Raw genomic sequence first — 16,994 nt, 5'->3', positions numbered from 1 at the left:
CTAGCCTCGCCGTGAGTGCGGACGGGCCTTGGCGCGCCGCATGATCTGAACGATTTTGGCAAGTGCGCCGCGGAAGCCCACGTCGAAGGCGCTGGCTTCAACGAGCAAGGCCCAGTCCTCGGACAAACCGTGAGCTGAAAATTGTTGCTTGAATTGCCTTAAGTTCCTGATCGCGTCTGCTCTCGACATCGCGAGAATTGTCTCCCTGGTGTCTTCGCTGCCGATTAACCGGCGGGCTAGATCAAGGCTTGTTGGCACCTGTAAATCGAGAGCTTTATTGTGGTCGTAGGTGCGGCGATGAAAAATTCTCCTTGATGTCGTCGCCTTATGAACGTTTTCGATCAGATAAAGCAAAGGATGAGAGCCGAGCGCTTTAGTCACCGACCCGTACTCAATGTCCAAAGCCATGAACGGAAGAATATTGAAGTTATAAAGCAACGAGTTCCTGAAACCCTCGACCCGTCCGACATTCTGATAGGCGATGCGGTTGTCGAAGCCGAACAGAGGACCTTTTTCGAAGCTGCCAATCGTCGCCCACAATGCATAGAACGCTTTCAGCGCGCTTCGGCTCATGTCGAGCATTGAGCCCGAAACGTTGTTGCCGGATTGGCGCGAATTGAAGATGTTCACTTGATTGAAGAACTTGTTCATCACGTTGTATAGCAACCAAGGGTGCGGAGCAGTCAGGCGATGTATTCTGCGCCACGAATTGATCGAATCAATCAATTCGTAGACCATTTCCGTATCGAGAATCGACGCGGCTTCGCGGTTGGCTTCATGCATCTCGACGCTTTCCTCATTGTCTTCATTTTCCGAAGTGAGAGTGAGGGCTTTGGTGTTGGCGAGTGCTGTCAGTGAGTGATAGGGATGCTCGGCAAGAATCCGTGAAATCTCGGCACGCGAGATATCGCGCACCAGACTGCTGACGACCAGTTCGAACAAGCGCCCGCAGAACACCATCGCCGAGCGGGTGCTGCGCGAATAGAAGTTGCGATGAATCATGACCTGCCGCAGAAACTCAGCAGCCGTATCGCTTTCGGTTTGGATCGTGCTGACCGGCGCGCCAAGCGCGCTCATCCGTCGACCCAGTTCGGGCATCGGATAAGCCAGAATCGCATGTTCAGGAAAGCGCGCCAGCCAAGGTTCCGGCGCCTGATCGGCTGCGATCTGACTTAGCCATTCGTCGCGCAATGGATGTTTCCGGTCGAAATGATCATATGTGGCCGTCGGCTGCACCATCGGCTTGAAAAGCGGTAGATCAAGCACGCTCCTTGTCACCGATGCTAAGGAGTGTGATTCCTCGTTCGGTGCTTGCAGATTCATCTTGAGCCATTCGAGCCAAGCGTCGAGTACAAGGAACGCATTGCCGGCATCGTGCTGATGTCGAAACGCATTGCGTAACAGGAGCGCCCATTCACGAATGGTTGCGGTGATTCGATCTCCTGCGAAAGCGCGCGACATGAAAAGCAGGCGCCTGATGTCCCGTTCTTCCTCGACTTCCGCGTCCCGCTGAAGCTCGAACAACGCTGGGATTTCGCTACGCGTGCTGAAAATCAACTGCGTCAGCACGCGCAACGTTCGAACCGGCAGCGCGAGCCTGCTGTTTTCCACGCCGTTGACGCGTTCGTTCAGAAACGCTTCGATCCATGACGAGTATTGAGGCAGCGTCATCAGTCTGGTCGGTTCTGCTTGCGCGTTGGACGCCGGTTTCACCAGTACGATGTTTTCATCGCGCAAATAGTCGTCGATCTCCGGCATCGTTAGCCGGCGCGGCAGGGGTAGCACCTTGATCTGGTATTCCTGCGCGAGCGACTGCGCATATCTGACGGCCTGATGGCGTTCTGCGGTGCTGTCTTTGAGGATGCGGCCGTGCATCTCGCGCCAGATCACCTCGTGATAAAGCTTCAGATCACCGCTGATGATCGGTAGCACGTACGGGCTTGCCAGATATTTGCGGACAATCTCCAGATTCTCGAATGCGTGATTGAGCGACGTGTCGACGTCATCGATCGGCAGCACGATCACTTGCTTACCAGTCAGCAGCAGCGCTTCACGGAACAGTTCGTGGATCTTCTGTGCGAGGCCGTGATTGCCCATGAACGAGCGCAGCCGCTCCAATCCATATTTTTCGCTGCGCGTCTGTACGGCTTCGAGCGCGGCGCCGAGTTCGTGCAACTTCTCATAGAATCTTTGCGCCTGGGGGTCTCCCACGTCGAGCAAGGTCTTGACCTTCTCGTTGCGAATGATGGCAGCGACGATGACGTTCAGCAGCAGGTCGTGATCGTTGTCCAGAAGAGTGGGGTCGACCGGTTTCAGTATCAGCAACTGATCCCTGAGTACAGCCGCTTCTTTCGCGAGATAAGTCTCCAGATTTACCAGCACGGAACTCTTTCCCGTACCGCGGCTGCCCGCGATCAGGATGGCTTCGTGAGCGCGAACTTCGTCGAGTGTCCTGGGTTTGCCATTCCCCTCTCTGACGAGCATGCGCTGAACGTGTTCTTCCAGTAAGCGCTGGATCTGCTTGTACACCGTTCTGGGTAACAATGACTGCGCGCTTTGAAGCGCCTGTTCTTCCTGAGAAACAGGCAGCAAGATAAATTGACTCATTCTGCAAACGGCTCCACGTGCATTCTTTTTCTATTACGCGGGCTTCACGCTGAAATCGCTCATGCGGCCGCGCGGCGGCTCACATCCGCGCGCAAGTCAGATTTGTGGAAGGTCCCGCGACGACTCGATCCGCCGCTCCCGATGCGGCACGCGGTATTTTGCTCGACTTTTAATATTTCGTGCGCGGCGCGATTTGCGCGCGGCGAATAAATCTATTCGTTACGCATGGTATTGGAGCAAAACCCAACCCCGCCTCACCCATCCAACGGATCCCGCGCCGTCCCACACTGCCAGCACACCGTAAACTGCGCCTCCAGCGTCTCTCCGCACTGCCGGCACCGCCACTCAGGCGCCCCCTTCGCGGGCCCTTGCGACGCCGCTTCGATCAACCGTCTTGCCAGAGCCTCATCGCGATCATCCACCAGCCACAACTCCGGTGCGCACTGATCCGCGGGAATATCGCCGAGCGCGCCGTTCAGATACCGGTTATGCAACTCGCAGGCTATGCCCGCGGTCGCGAGCAGATTGACCCAATGCTGTCCGATGATCAGGTTCGGCGCACGCATCAGTTTCATGTCAGCGGACGATCTGGCTGGCTTCGTGCACGAGTTGCGCATACAGCGCATGCCGTTCGCGGCGGATGTTGCCTTCGGCGACCGCTTCGAGAATCGCGCAACCCGGTTCCTGCAGGTGGTGGCAGTTATAGAAGCGGCAATTCGGCAGCAACGGCCGGAATTCAGGGAACGCGCGTTCGAGCTTGCCCTCGGTCAGATGATGCAAGCCGAATTCCTGGAAGCCGGGCGAGTCGATCAACGCGCCGTGCTGACCGACCACCGCGGCTGTCTCGTCCCGACCCGACGCTTCGGCGTCCGACGGCAGCGGATAAAGCCGCGTGAACGTCGTCGTATGGCGCCCGCTGTTCAACGCGGTCGAGATTTCGCGCGTCGCGACCTCGGCATCGGGAATCAATAGATTCACGAGCGTCGACTTGCCCATCCCGGATTGACCGAGCAGCAGCGTCGCATGTCCGTGAAGATGTTCGATCAGCGCGGCGCGCGCCGCGTCGGGCTGAGTCTTGATCGACACCTCGACGACCGTATAACCCAGCGCGCGATACGGCTCCAGCCGCTTGCGCGCGCCATCGAGCGCCTGAGTCACGTCGGTCTTGTTCAGCACGATCAGCGGTTTCAGTTCGTTCGCATCGGCCGCGACCAGCGCGCGCCCGAGCAGATCCTCGCTGAAGTGCGGCTCGGTGGCGAGCACGATCAACAGTTGATCGAGATTGGCGGCGAAGAGCTTGGACTTGTACTGATCCGAGCGATACAGCAGGTTGCGCCGCTCGCCGATCTCGACGATCACGCCTTGATCGGCCGACGTCGGTTCATACAGCACGCGATCGCCTACCGCGACCTCGCTGCGCTTGCCGCGCGGGAAGCATTGGAGCATCGGGCCGCCGTCTTCCGGCGCGACGAGGTAATGGCGGCCGTGCGCGGCCACCACGAGACCACCGATGCGCGTGCTGCTGGACGGCGCGGCGCGCTTGGCCTTCGGGGAACGGCCGCTCATGCGTGACGCAGCAGTCGGTCGATCCGCTGCGAGGCCGGCGGATGCGAGTAGTAGAACGCGGTGTACAGCGGATCGGGCGTCAGCGTCGACGCGTTGTCCTCATACAGCTTGACGAGCGCGTTGATCAGATCGCGCGCATCGGTCTGGCCGGCGGCGAACTCGTCCGCCTCGAACTCGTGCTTGCGCGAGCTGAGGCTATTGAGCGGCGTGACGAAGAACATGAACACCGGCAACGCGAGAAAGAACAGCACCAGCGCGAGACCGCTGTTGCCGCCGATCAGCGACGGCCGCACACCCAGCCCTTCGTAGAACCACACGCACTGCGTGAGCCAGCCGAGCAGCGCGAGCATCACGAGACTGACCGCGAAGCTCACGAGCATGCGCTTGAGCACGTGACGTCGCTTGAAGTGGCCGAGTTCGTGCGCGAGCACGGCCTCGATCTCGCTGCCCGACAGACGCTCGAGCAGCGTGTCGAAGAACACGATCCGCTTGGTCGCGCCGAAGCCGCTGAAATACGCATTGCCGTGCGCCGAACGACGGCTGCCGTCCATCACGAACAGACCCTTGGCGGCAAAACCGCAGCGCTGCATCAGCGACTTGATGCGCTCGATCAGCGCCTCGTCCTTCAGCGGCTCGAACTTGTTGAAGAGCGGCGCGATGAAGGTCGGGAAAATCCACAGCCCGAACAGCTGGAATGCGACCCACACGATCCATGCCGACAACCACCACAGGCCGCCGGCGCGATTCATCAGCCACAGCACGACGAACAGCAGCGGCAGGCCGAACGCGGCACCGAGCGCCACGCCCTTCAGACGGTCGTAGAAGAACAGCCCGCGGCTCATGCGATTGAAGCCGAAACGCTGTTCGACCACGAACTGGCGGTAGTACTCGAACGGCAGATCGATCGCGCTGGTGATCGCGATCACCGCAATGACCAGCGCGATCTGGCCGGCGTAACCGCGGCCGATCCAGCCGGAGATCGCCAGATCGAGCGTCTGCACGCCGCCGAGCAGCGTCAGGCCGACCAGCACGGCCGCGCCGACGACGATCTCGATCATGGTGAGACGGGTGCGCTCGACGGTGTAGTCGGCGGCGCGCTGATGCGCGGTGAGCGCAATGGTGCCGGAGAACTGGCTGGGCACCTGTTCGCGGTGCGCGGCGACGAAGCGGATCTGCCGCGACGCGAGCCACAGTTTGGTGCCAACCATCGCCACGATGGCGACGACGAACAGGGCGGTGAAGTACAGGGTAGGCATCCGGGGATTCCGTGGTATCTATGCGAGAATTATATGTTTCTTCGCGCATCCCGGCGGGGAGAGAAGCTGCGCGAAATAACGGGAAGCCGCGGGAAGTTGTCTTGAGCGGCGCGCGGCCCAGACCCATTCCACACGAACATCCGCCACGGCCGACGAGCGCTCAGCCCATCGTCCGCCGGGCTTTCGAGGTTGACCTTCATGACTGACATCAGCACTTTCACCGACCAGCCGCTCGTTCGCAGCGACATGAATCTCGTCTGGCTGGACATGGAAATGACCGGGCTCGAACCCGATACCGACCGCATCATCGAAATCGCGGTGGTGGTGACGAATTCGACGCTCGACAGGATCGCCGAAGGTCCGGTGCTGGCGATTCACCAAAGCGACGAAACGCTCGCGAAAATGGATCAGTGGAATCAGAACACGCATGGCCGCTCGGGGCTGATCGACCGCGTAAAGGCGTCCACGGTCAGCGAAGCCGATGCCACCGAACAGATTCGCGATTTCCTCGCGCGGTACGTGCCGCCGGGCAAGTCGCCGATGTGCGGCAACTCGATCTGTCAGGATCGCCGCTTCATGGCGCGCTGGATGCCGGATCTGGAAACCTTCTTCCACTACCGCAATCTCGACGTCAGCACGCTGAAGGAACTGTGCCGCCGCTGGCAGCCGGCCATCTACAAGGGCTTCCAGAAGCGCGCGATGCATACGGCGCTGGCCGACATCCACGAGTCGATCGACGAACTGAAGTACTACCGCGAACATTTCCTCGTGCCGGCAGCACCGGATGCGGCGGCCGGCGCGGAATAACGCTTAACGCGCGAGGCAGCGGAAAAGGGCGCCAGTCGCACACGGCGCCCGCTTCCCCGACCCCTAGCCTCGATCCGGCTGCGCGGCGCGCACGGCGTTCTTCGGCCGGAACGCCTTCACCACTTCGGCATGCGTTTCCACATACGGACCGCCGATCAGATCGATGCAGTACGGCACCGCGGCGAATATGCCCGGCACTTTCACCGCGCCGTCCGCATCGCGTAATCCTTCCAGCGTTTCCTTGATCGACTTCGGCTGGCCCGGCAGGTTGACGATCAATGCCGCGTGGTCCGCCGTTTCGCGGATCACCGCCACCTGACGCGACAGAATCGCCGTCGGCACGAAGTTCAGGCTGATCTGCCGCATCTGCTCGCCAAAGCCCGGCATGGGCTTGCTGGCGACCGCGAGTGTCGCTTCCGGCGTCACGTCGCGGCGCGATGGGCCGGTGCCGCCGGTGGTCAACACCAGGTCGCAGTTCACGTCGTCGACGAGTTCGGTCAGCGTGGCGGAGATCGTCGCGGCGTCGTCCTGAATCAGCCGCGTGACGACCTGCCAGGGCGAACTCAGCGCCGTGCCCAGCCATTCCTGCAGCGCCGGAATGCCCTTGTCCTCGTACACGCCGCTCGACGCGCGGTCGCTGATCGACACGAGGCCGATCACGATCTCGTCCGGATGCCGGCGTTGTGCCTTGCCCGGCGGCGAAGCCGGCCGGTCAGTCGTCGTGCTCGTCATCGTCGTCTTCCAGGGTGTCGTCGGCGTCGGAATCGCTCGCGGCGGACGGGCCGTCGGCGTTCTTGATCCACTGGAACAGTTCGCGGAAGTAGCGCGGCGGCTTGCTCTGCTGCGCTTCCTTGCGGGCGTTGCGGATCAGCGTGCGGCCCTGCTGCGGGTCGGCGTTCGGATGCTGGCGGATGAAGTCGGTCAGCGCGGCGTCGTCGGCGAGCAGTTTTTCGCGGGTGCGTTCGATCCAGTGCAGCTTGGCCGTTTCCGCCTTGTTGACACCGTTGTACGTGTCGAGCGCGGTGCGCAGCGCGGCGGTTTCCTCGTCCAGCAGCGAGCGCATTACGCGCCCCACATACTGCACCTGGCGGCGTTTGCCTTCGTGATCGGTGATGCGGCGCGCCTCGCGCACGGCGTCGTCGAGCTTTTCGGGCATCGGCATGCGCTTGAGCGCGTCTTTGGGCAGCGCGATCAGCGCCGCGCCCAGTACCTGCAGCTCGTGCATTTCGCGCTTGAGCTGGGACTTGCTGGGACGGTCGTAACCGTTCTCGTCGACTTCCGGCTCGGCGGATTCGATGGGTTGAATGCGGGTTTTGCGTGTCATACCGATATTGTAGCGTGCCGCGCCGGTCGAACCCGCCGAATCGCCGTCCCTGCGGGCGCCTTGCGGCCATTCACGTGGCCCTCCACGTGGCCATCCAGGTTGCCGGCGACGATGCCGCGCAGCCGTACCGGATGCCTCGCCCGCGCGTCGCGAATGCCAGGTACGGCGACGCGGACCTTGCTATGATCGCGGGATGCGTGAGGGCGCATCCGCGCCCACCGTCATGCACCGGCAACGGCATGGCAGGGACGAACACATAGGGCCGCCCGGCCCCGAACAGGACGACAACCACAATGGCAGCAGACATGGACGTCAAGCAGCGCTATTTTCCGCATACCCAGGATGAACTGAAGGAAATCGCCTCGGACATCCTGCGTCACGCGAAGTCGCTCGGCGGCACCGATGCGGCGACCGAGATTTCGGAAGGCGACGGCCTGTCCGTCTCCGTGCGGCGCGGCGAAGTCGAAACGATCGAACACAACCGCGACAAGATGGTCGGCGTGACGGTGTTCATCGGCAACAAGCGCGGCAACGCGAGCACCTCGGACTTTTCCACGCAGGCGCTCAAGGACACGGTGGCGGCGGCCTACAACATCGCGCGTTTCACCGCGGAAGACGATTGCGCGGGCCTCGCCGAAGCGGACCTGCTCGAAACCGCGCCGCGCGACCTCGATCTATATCATCCGTGGAATCTGACCGCCGACGAGGCGGTGCAGATCGCCCGCCGCGCGGAAGACGCGGCGTTCGCGACCGATCCGCAGATCAAGAATTCGGAAGGCGCGAGCGTATCGGCGCAGCACTCGCAGTTCGTGCTGGCCACCTCGCGCGGCTTCCTCGCGGGTTACCCGTACTCGCGTCACTACATCGCGTGCGCGCCGATCGCCGGCAGTGGGCGCAACATGCAGCGCGACGACTGGTACACGTCGACCCGCAACGCGGGCGACCTCGCCGATCCGGAAGCGGTGGGCCGTTACGCAGCGCAGCGCGCGCTGGCGCGCATCGGCGCGCGCGGTCTCGACACCCGCAAGGTGCCGGTGCTGTTCGAGGCACCGCTTGCCGCCGGCATTCTCGGCGCGTTCGTGCAGGCCACCAGCGGCGGCGCGCTGTATCGCAAGACCTCGTTCCTCGTCGACAGCCTCGGCAAGCCGGTGTTCGCGCCGCATGTGCAGGTGGTCGAAGATCCGCACGTCGCGCGTGCCATGGGCAGCGCGCCGTTCGACGAGGAAGGCGTGCGCACCCGCCAGCGTTCGGTGGTGAAGGACGGCGTGGTGGAAGGTTATTTCCTCTCCACGTATTCGGCGCGCAAGCTCGGCATGCAGACCACCGGCAACGCGGGCGGCTCGCACAACCTGTCGTTGAAGAGCTCGAACACGCGTCCGGAAGACGACTTCGAAGCGATGCTGAAAAAGCTCGGCACCGGCCTGCTGCTCACCGAACTGATGGGGCAGGGCGTGAACTACGTGACGGGCGATTACTCGCGCGGCGCGTCGGGCTTCTGGGTCGAGAACGGCAAGATCCAGTACCCGGTCGAGGAAATCACGGTCGCGAGCACGTTGCAGGAGATGTTCCGTCACATCGTCGCGATCGGCGCGGATACGATCACGCGCGGCACCAAGCAGACCGGCTCGGTGCTGATCGAACGGATGACGATCGCCGGGCAGTAAGCGCCGCTCTGCGATGCCGAAGCGCGGGCGCCGCGACGCCCCACGGCATCGCGGCGCTCGAAAAACGCGAGTCTCGCAAGCCCTGAGCGCCAGAAACGAAAACGCCACGCAGATCTGAACTGCGTGGCGTTTTTTTATGCCGGACGTTTAATCAACGCCGCGTGCGTTCAAACGTTCCTGCGCCGGTATGTGACGAACGCGTAGTCGAAGTCGTTCGGCGCGTCCGCGCGATGCGTTTCGTGCGCGACTTCTTCCCACTCGCTTTCGTCGAGTTCCGGGAAGGTCGCATCGCCGTCGAAGTCGGCGGAAATCTCGGTGATGATCAGCTTGTCCGCCTGGCGCAGCCCCTCGGCGTACAACTGCGCGCCGCCGATCAGAAACGCTTCCGGCGCCTGATCCTGGCCGGCCAGCACGAGCGCGTCTTCGAGCGTGGTGGCGGCGTCGCAGCCCTGGAAGCGCCGCGTTGCGTCCCGTGTCACGACGATGTTGCGGCGTCCCGGCAGCGGCCGGCCGATCGATTCGTGCGTCTTGCGGCCCATGATGATGGGCGCGCCCATGGTGGTGCGCTTGAAGAACGCGAGGTCTTCGGGCAGTCGCCAGGGCAACTGGTTGTCGCGGCCGATCACGCCGTTATTGGCGCGAGCGACGATCAAGGTGAGCGTCGTCATCGAATGGAAAGGGGAACGTAACCGGACGATTCTACCTGACGCGCCGTGGCGGGCCCACGCGGGTGGACCCGCCCCTTCGTCACTCGTGCGCGGCGTCTTCGTCGGCGAACACCGCCTTGTCCTCGGCGGCACTCAATTCGCGCAGGCCGTGCAGTCCCATCAGCCGGTACAAGGTGACGCGCGAAATATTCAGATCCGCCGCCGCCTCGTTCAGCCGATGCCGATGCCGCAGCAGCGCCGCTTCGATCGCACGCTTTTCCGCCGCCTCGCGCGCCTGCGACAACGTCATGGTCTGCTGCTCGGTGAAGTGCGCGAGATCGAGATCGTCGGCGGAGATCAGCTTGTTTTCGGCCATCACGATCGCGCGGCGGATGCGGTTGATCAGCTCGCGCACATTGCCAGGCCAGTTGTAGTTGTAGAGCGCCTCGATCGCCGACGGCGTGAAGCCGCGAATCTTGCGCGCGCTGTCGGTCTTGAACTTGTGCAGGATGTGCTGCGCGAGCAGTTCGATGTCCTTGCCGCGCGCGCGCAACGGCGGTTCGTCGACGCGCAGCACGCAGAGCCGGTGAAACAGGTCCGCGCGAAAGCGTCCGTCGCGCATTGCGTCTTCGAGATCGACGTGGGTCGCCGAGATGATGCGCACGTCGACCGGAATCGATTCGCGGCCGCCCAGGCGCTCGATCTTGCCTTCCTGCAGAAAGCGCAGCAGGCTCGCCTGGCTTTCGAGCGGCAGGTCGCCGATTTCGTCGAGCAGCACGGTGCCGCCGTCGGCGGCCTCGACGCGGCCGATCTTGCGCTGGTTGGCGCCGGTGAACGCGCCGCGCTCGTAGCCGAATAGTTCGGATTGCAGCAGATGATGAGGGATCGCGCCGCAATTGATCGCGACGAACGGCGCCTTGCGACGCGGCGAACGCTCGTGAATGGCGAGCGCCGTCAGTTCCTTGCCGGTACCCGATTCACCGGAGATGAACACGCTCGCGTCGGTGTTCGCGACCTTGCGGATGGTGCGGAACAGTTGCTGCATCGCCTCGCAGGTGCCGACCATTTCCTCGTCGCCGGATTCGCCGGCGGGCGGCGCGATCTCCGGCTCGCACAGCGTCACCATGCCGAACGCGTGGCCGACCAGGTAATCGACGGTCGCGTTGGCGACCGGCATCTTCACGAAGTCGAAGCAGTAGTGACGCACGAGGCGCCGCACCACCGGATCGTTCAGGCGCTCGTGCGTGGCGAGCGCGATCCAGCCGACCTGCTGCTGACGCAGACTGGCTTCGAGGCCGGCGAGATCGCGCGGCGGAAAGCTCGCCAGATCGACGATGCCGGCGCACGCCAGGTCCGGTTTCACCAGCTTGCCGAGTTCGTGCGCGGAGCGTGCCGCCGCCACGTGCCAGCCGCGGCTTTTCAGATGCGCGATCAAGGTCTCGTCCGGCGTGCGCGCGACGTACAGCAGCGCGCGCTCGGCGTGCAGGCGGGTCACGGGCGCCATCGGCGGGACGGCGGCGAGGGGCGCGGCGGGGGGCGCGGGAACGAGCGTGGCGACGCTCGCCGCCTGGGCCGCCGCGGCCAACGTCGTGCCCGCCGTGCCCGCCGTGCCCGCCGTGCCCGCCGCTCCTCCAGCCTGCACATCCGCGGCCTGGCCCGCCGCGTTCCTGCGCGGCAGCGCGAGCGTGAGATGCGATCCCGCTCCCGCTGCCGGTGCAACACTCGTCAGATGAGGTGATTCACGCACGGTCGACCTCGTATCGTTGGCTTGTCAGAAGGTATAGGGAAAGCGCACGCCGACCACGAAGTTCGGCGCGTCCGGCGTCAAGCCGACCGACACCGAGCCGTTGATGGTCAGGTGTTTGTTCACCACGTGGTTCAGCCCGAAGTTCAGCGCGGCCGCCGTGGTCTCGCTGCCCGGTACTTTCGTGTAGGAACCGCCCGGCGCGCGCGTCTTCGATTCGGGTTCGAGCGCCATGGTGTACGAGATGCTCGCCGAGTCCTTGTCGGAGAACGCGAGCGCGACGCCGCCGCCGAACTGCACGATGTCGCCGAGCTTGACCGTCGCCGGTTCGGTCTGGCCCTGCACGGACGAGATATCCGCGAACGAGCGCGCGATGTTGTACGTGTAGGACATGCTGCCGAACAGCACCACCGGGTCGTAGGTCTTCAGCAGCGACACGCCCGCGGTGATGTTCCAGAAGCCGGTGCCGGTGGGCAGCTTGCTGGGCGCGACCAGATTGGTGTTGTTGGTGTCGAGCTGGACCAGCTTCTCGCCGAACGGCGAGGTACCGGTCGGCGCCTTGATGCGCAGACTGCCGACCACGTCCGGCAGACTGTTGGTCTCCTTCAGGAACTGGTAGTAGATGCCGAAGTTGACGTCGCCGATCGCGCTGCCGTTCACCGACGCGTCCGACAGCGTGTTCGCCGCTCCCCCCGCGCCGCCGACGATGAAGTTGCTGTGCCGGTAGATGTACGGCACGTCGACATCGATACTCATGCGATCGGTCAGACCGTAGCGCGTATCGAGGTCGGCCATCACCTGGTGCGACTTGGTCTCGCCGAGGTTGATGTTGCCGAGAAAAATCGCGTCGAGCGCGAGGAAGCCCGACAACTGCAACTGGCGGCGATCGTAGTAGGTATCGCTGATACCCCAGTCGAGCGTCAGTTTGTGATCGAACAGCGGTGCGTGTTCGCGCTGCACGACGGCTTCCTCGGCCTGCGTGCGCACCGGTTCGGCCGCCTTCTGGGTCTGGCCGATCGCGCCGCTGCCGTCGGTCGCGGCGGGCAGGCCGCCGGCGCTGTTGCCCGCATTGCCGCCATCGGGCGTCGGCGGATTGACCGGCACGCCGGTCGCGGTGCCGGTGTTGCCGCCTGGCGCGGGCACGCCCGGATTGACCTGGGCGAGCGGCGGCAACGGCACCGGCAGCCCGTCGGCGCCGGGTTGTTCGGCGACCGCCTCGCTGCCGGCGGGCGCGCCGTAGCCCGGCACGCCGCGGCCGCGTTGCGCCATCTCCAGATCGGTGACCTGCCGTTCGAGCGAGTGGATCTGCCGCTGTTGTTCGTCGACGACCCGCATCAACGTGTTCAGACGGTCTTCGACCGATTGCCCCGCCAGCGCCTGAGCGTTGGCTCCCTGCGCGAACGCGAACAGCAGCACGGCGGCCGGAATGGCCGCCAGTGCCATGCGCGGCACGCTCGTCGATGAAATGTGGTTCATTTTGTCTTCCCCCGGTGTTCGGTCGGGCGCCGTCCGTTTCCGGGCGGCGCGCGGCCTTATGTGTGCTGCTGGTCCTGCGGTTGACGGGTGGCGGCCCGTATCCTCATCTCCTGTTTTGCAGCGCTTGTAGTACGCCCAGCTGACGGATCATCGCGGCCGACATTTGCTGAGTCTGCAGACTCAGTTGCAATGCGTTGGCGACTTGCTGGTTATTGCCTGCAATCTGCAGCAACTGGGCGATCTGCCCGTTGCCTGGCGTGATGGTCTGGGTGGCGAGCCCAGCTGGTGTTTGTAGTGCGACGCTGATGCCGTTGCTGCCGAACGTGATGCCGGCCTTGACCGAGCCGGTCGAATTGCTGGCCGCGGCTGACGGAGCATTGGCGGCGCCCGCCAGCGTCACGGCGCTGTTGTTGAAGTCGATGACGGCCGAGTTCGTGCCGGTGTTCCGGTCGCCCGCCACCTGGGTGACCTGCGATACGCCGTTCACCGAGACGCTCTGGCCGCCGTTGACCTGAGCGTTTGGATTGGCGCCCGAGTTGGCCCCAGCGTTGCCGCCGGACACGCTCGCGAGCGTGTTGACGGCGGTCGTGACCTGGCCCACGGCATTCTGCGCGGCCGACAACGTGCCTTGGGCGAGGGCGGTCACGCCGTTCGGCAGTTGCCATTGCGAAATGACGTTCAGCACGAAGCCGGAGATCATCGTGGCGCCGGCGTACTTGCCGGTCTGGGTGGCGAGCACGTCGTCGTCGACGAGCTGTACCTTGACGGCGGCAGGCTCCAGCGCGCGAGAGGCAGGATTCGCCGTCAGCGCCGGGTCCGTCGCGGGCAGGCTGCCGCCCTGCGCCGCGTGGGCGCTGCCTGCCGGGCCGCATAACGCGGCGCAGAGGGCGAGCCCGAGTGGTGTGAGGTGTAGCTTCATGGTTGGGTCAGAACAGGTCTGCCTTGATCAAGCCGTATTCCACGAAGGGAGTCGCCGCCGTGCCGTTGGCCAGCGCATTGGCGCGCAGCTTCAGCGCGAGCGACTCGTTGTCCTGCAAGAGCGGGGAATCCTCCCTGAAGGGTTTGCCGAGGACCGCGAACACGAGACCGTTCCAGGTCTTCGCGAAGTCCTCCTGCATCACGATGCGATTGCCCAGCGCCGGGTCCGCGATGAAGATGCGGCCGTCCTGCGCATGCTTGACGATCACGAAGTGCTCGTAGCCGTCGATGTTCATCAGCACCATCACGGGAATCTGCAGATGCTGGAGCGCGTCGACGTTGACGCGAAAGCCGCGCCCGCGCATGCCGATGGTCTCGACGAACTTCTTCATGTCGAGCATCGAGAAGCCGTTCTTGACGACCACCTCGGGCGTGGAGAACACCATCATCCGGCGGATCAGTTCGGTTTCCGGAATGTCGATCCCGTAACCGAACTTGAGGAGGGTCGCGAGCGCCGCCGCCCCGCAGCTGTAGTCGAACTGCTGGTTGACGATATGGCTGTAGCGGATGTCCTTCATCGACCGTACCGTCTTGGTGAGCGGTACACCGGCGAAGGTCGTCGTGTCGATGCTCGCCTGCGCGTAAGTCTGGTCCGCGCACAGCGTGCAGCCTGCCAACGCTACGGCGAAGCGTAGCGCCGGGAACCCCTTGAACCCGGACATGCTGGTCTCCTGCCTGTTATCCGCGCCGGCCGCTGCGATGGCGGCCGGCGCGTCCTCCCTGCTGCTTAAGGCTTCTTGTACTTCTACCGGTCGCCGATGCGACGGTCGCCGCTGCGACGATCGCCGCTGCGACGGTCGCCGTCGCAACGATCGGCGGCTTACTTGCCGCTGTTCAGCGCGGCGATCGCCAGACCGTTGTGCTGCAGGTTGCCCGCGCCGCCCGCGATGTTCACGCCGATGTTGCCCGACGCGTTCATCAGAGCGCCCGAACCCAGCATCGCGGTACCCTGGAATTGACCCTTGACCGACATGTTGGCGGTTTGCGAGTTGTCATCCGTGGCGACCATCGCCGTGGTTTCCGCGTTCATCGGCGTGGTCGTCGTCACGGCGCCGGCAAGGCTGTTGTTCTGCACGTTGCCGATACCCGAGGAGACGTTCACACCGACGTTGCCCGACACGCTTTGCAGCGAGTTGTCGCCGATCGACGCATTCAGATTGAAGTTGTTGATCCTGGCGGTGCCGGCCGAGGCTTGCGAGTTGAAGATCTGCGCATTGCCGAACACGTTGCCGATGTCGACCGAGGCGAGCGACACGTCGTTGCTTTGCGCGTTGTCGATGCCTTCCGTGATGTTGATGCCGAGGTTGCCCGACACCCCGTTGGCGGCGCTCGAACCGGTCGTCGCGGTCAGCGTGCCGGCGGTCTGCGTGTTGGTGTGCTGCGTCACGGAGCCCTTGGTGGTGACGTCGGTGGTGGTCAGGCCGGCGTCGATGCCGAACGCCACGCCGTAGCTTTCCTTCGACGACGACGAGCTCTTCGTGTAGCCCGACGACTGTTCGCCGACGGCGGCGTAGCCCGAGCCCTGATCGGCGCTGTAGCCCCACACCTTGCCCTTGCCCGACGCTTCCGTCGCTTCGAAGCCGCCCGCCACGCCCGACGAATTCGCATAGCTCGATTCGTTGTAGCCGGCCGAGAAGCCGCCGCTGGCATGCGCCGAGCCTTCGCCGAAGTGCGGCGTGTTGATGCTTTGGTAGCCGTAGCTGCCGCCGATCGAACCGCCTGCCGCGACATGGCCGCCGGAATTCTGGCTGGTGTGGCTGAAGCCGCCTTCGATGCCGGCTGCCTGCTGGCTGAACGTGTAGCCGCCGCCCTTGACCGCGCTGCTCTGATTGCCGTACGCGTAGCCGCCGGATGCTTCGAAGCCTTGCGAACCGGACGATTTCGACGACTGGCTTTGCGACACCGTGGCCCATGCCGAGCCGCCGCCGACTGCCGTCGACGTGTTGTTGTTGACCGACGTGGTCACGCGGCCGGTCGTGTAGCTCTGCGCCTGCGGGTCGAGCGACGCGTTCACGTTGACCATCTGGCTGTTGTTGATCACCGCGCCGGCCGTGCTGGACACGTGCACGCAACCGTACAGGCCCACCAGACCTTCGACGCCGACCGCTTCGCCGACCATCGTGGCATTGAACAGATAGACCTTCTGCGGTGCGGCGAGGGCGCTGCCGGATGCGGCAACGAGAACGGCTGCGGCAATAAGAGTGCGCTTCATGATTCGCTCCGATACTTAAGTGTGGTCAGTTAAAAAAAGTGCCCGCCGGGGGACGGAGCACAAAACTGTTTGCCGTGGCATTACCGGCGCCGGCTGCCTGGTTGATCTGCACGATCCCGCTGACGTTCCTGAAGGCATCGTTGGAGATGTTTGCCTCGCGGACGCTATGAACCCCGATGGATTGCCCCAGACTGCCGTTTTTCGGGGCCGTCGCGGATAGCTCCCCATCCGAGACGGTCTCGACTCCGAGCGCAGCGGCGGTCCCGATCTGGGTGCTGTTGCGCTGCAGATTCCCTGCTCCGGCGGACTGGTTCACCAGTACCGCGCCGGATGTATTCGAAAAAGCGTTGGCTTCGATCGCGGCCCGCGCGCTCGTCACCTTCGCGGCCACCGTGGCGCTTTGCGTGCCGGCGTTGGCATTGCCGAGCGCGCCGCCGTTCGTCAGCGTGATCTGATTGGCCTGCGCGTTGTCGAGCCCGGCCGTTTCGTTGACCGCGAATGCGCCGGTCACGCCCGCGCCGGCGCCGTTGCCGATCGTCGCGGTGGCGCCGACGGTCGGCACGTTCGCTACGCCCGGCACGCTGGATACGGATTGAGCGCGCGCGTCGAGCGATGCGGTGAGCAACACGGCGCTGCCGAAGCACAGGCACAGCGTGGCGTACAGAGCGCGCGGGCGCAGCGAGGCGGGCGTCGGCGCGCGCAGGCGGGCTGCC

General features: G+C 64.0%; 15 protein-coding genes. 2 read left to right on the top strand and 13 right to left on the bottom strand.

Annotated elements, in window-relative coordinates; all coding sequences use genetic code 11:
• From rdrA to LFL96_RS14525, 4 genes are all read right to left on the bottom strand, one after another.
• Entirely contained in the window at window positions 1–2,607 is a 2,607-nt protein-coding gene (rdrA, locus tag LFL96_RS14540) for an antiviral RADAR system adenosine triphosphatase RdrA (protein WP_280995915.1), read from the bottom strand.
• 254 nt (window positions 2,608–2,861) lie between these two features.
• Entirely contained in the window at window positions 2,862–3,182 is a 321-nt protein-coding gene (locus LFL96_RS14535; protein ID WP_280995914.1) for a DUF2007 domain-containing protein, read from the bottom strand.
• 1 nt (window position 3,183) lies between these two features.
• Complete coding sequence (gene rsgA / locus LFL96_RS14530) at window positions 3,184–4,173, bottom strand: ribosome small subunit-dependent GTPase A (protein WP_280995913.1); 990 nt, start codon at window positions 4,171–4,173, stop codon at window positions 3,184–3,186.
• Window positions 4,170–5,429 (bottom strand): M48 family metallopeptidase, encoded by a 1,260-nt coding sequence (locus LFL96_RS14525; RefSeq protein WP_280995912.1) that lies wholly within the window; start codon window positions 5,427–5,429, stop codon window positions 4,170–4,172. Before LFL96_RS14525 ends, rsgA begins: the two co-directional genes overlap by 4 nt.
• Window positions 5,430–5,627: 198 nt before the next feature.
• Here LFL96_RS14525 and orn point away from each other — a divergent pair, with 198 nt between their 5' ends.
• A complete protein-coding gene (orn, locus tag LFL96_RS14520) occupies window positions 5,628–6,236 on the top strand; it encodes an oligoribonuclease (protein ID WP_280995911.1) in 609 nt (202 codons plus the stop codon).
• A gap of 63 nt (window positions 6,237–6,299) precedes the next feature.
• Here orn and mog read toward each other — a convergent pair whose 3' ends face one another.
• Together mog and yjgA are read right to left on the bottom strand one after the other, a co-directional pair.
• On the bottom strand, window positions 6,300–6,968 hold the full coding sequence (mog, locus tag LFL96_RS14515; protein WP_280995910.1) for a molybdopterin adenylyltransferase: 669 nt from the start codon (window positions 6,966–6,968) through the stop codon (window positions 6,300–6,302).
• Entirely contained in the window at window positions 6,949–7,560 is a 612-nt protein-coding gene (yjgA, locus tag LFL96_RS14510) for a ribosome biogenesis factor YjgA (protein WP_280995909.1), read from the bottom strand. Before yjgA ends, mog begins: the two co-directional genes overlap by 20 nt.
• Before the next feature lie 293 nt (window positions 7,561–7,853).
• Between yjgA and pmbA the strand changes: the two genes are divergently transcribed.
• Complete coding sequence (gene pmbA, locus LFL96_RS14505) at window positions 7,854–9,224, top strand: metalloprotease PmbA (protein ID WP_280995908.1); 1,371 nt, start codon at window positions 7,854–7,856, stop codon at window positions 9,222–9,224.
• Between the two features lie 167 nt (window positions 9,225–9,391).
• On the opposite strand, the gene LFL96_RS14500 is transcribed toward pmbA, so the two are convergent.
• The 7 genes from LFL96_RS14500 to LFL96_RS14470 form a co-directional block, all read right to left on the bottom strand.
• Window positions 9,392–9,892: a dihydrofolate reductase gene (locus LFL96_RS14500; RefSeq protein ID WP_280995907.1), complete on the bottom strand. Its 501-nt coding sequence runs from the start codon at window positions 9,890–9,892 to the stop codon at window positions 9,392–9,394.
• Window positions 9,893–9,971: 79 nt separating this feature from the next.
• On the bottom strand, window positions 9,972–11,375 hold the full coding sequence (locus tag LFL96_RS14495; RefSeq protein ID WP_281000761.1) for a sigma-54 dependent transcriptional regulator: 1,404 nt from the start codon (window positions 11,373–11,375) through the stop codon (window positions 9,972–9,974).
• Between the two features lie 267 nt (window positions 11,376–11,642).
• Complete coding sequence (locus LFL96_RS14490; RefSeq protein ID WP_280995906.1) at window positions 11,643–13,091, bottom strand: hypothetical protein; 1,449 nt, start codon at window positions 13,089–13,091, stop codon at window positions 11,643–11,645.
• Between the two features lie 103 nt (window positions 13,092–13,194).
• Window positions 13,195–14,010 carry a peptidase C39 gene (locus LFL96_RS14485; protein ID WP_280995905.1) on the bottom strand — a complete coding sequence of 272 codons (816 nt, stop codon included), beginning with the start codon at window positions 14,008–14,010 and terminating at the stop codon, window positions 13,195–13,197.
• Window positions 14,011–14,017: 7 nt separating this feature from the next.
• Window positions 14,018–14,731: a C39 family peptidase gene (locus tag LFL96_RS14480; RefSeq protein WP_280995904.1), complete on the bottom strand. Its 714-nt coding sequence runs from the start codon at window positions 14,729–14,731 to the stop codon at window positions 14,018–14,020.
• Window positions 14,732–14,889: 158 nt separating this feature from the next.
• Window positions 14,890–16,281 carry a hypothetical protein gene (locus LFL96_RS14475; RefSeq protein WP_280995903.1) on the bottom strand — a complete coding sequence of 464 codons (1,392 nt, stop codon included), beginning with the start codon at window positions 16,279–16,281 and terminating at the stop codon, window positions 14,890–14,892.
• A 25-nt stretch (window positions 16,282–16,306) separates the two neighbouring features.
• Window positions 16,307–16,906: a hypothetical protein gene (locus LFL96_RS14470; RefSeq protein WP_280995902.1), complete on the bottom strand. Its 600-nt coding sequence runs from the start codon at window positions 16,904–16,906 to the stop codon at window positions 16,307–16,309.
• Window positions 16,907–16,994: the final 88 nt, after the last annotated feature.

The sequence above is a fragment of the Paraburkholderia sp. D15 genome, from assembly GCF_029910215.1.
GTDB lineage: Bacteria > Pseudomonadota > Gammaproteobacteria > Burkholderiales > Burkholderiaceae > Paraburkholderia.
This window is presented reverse-complemented; position numbering and strand designations above follow the sequence as displayed.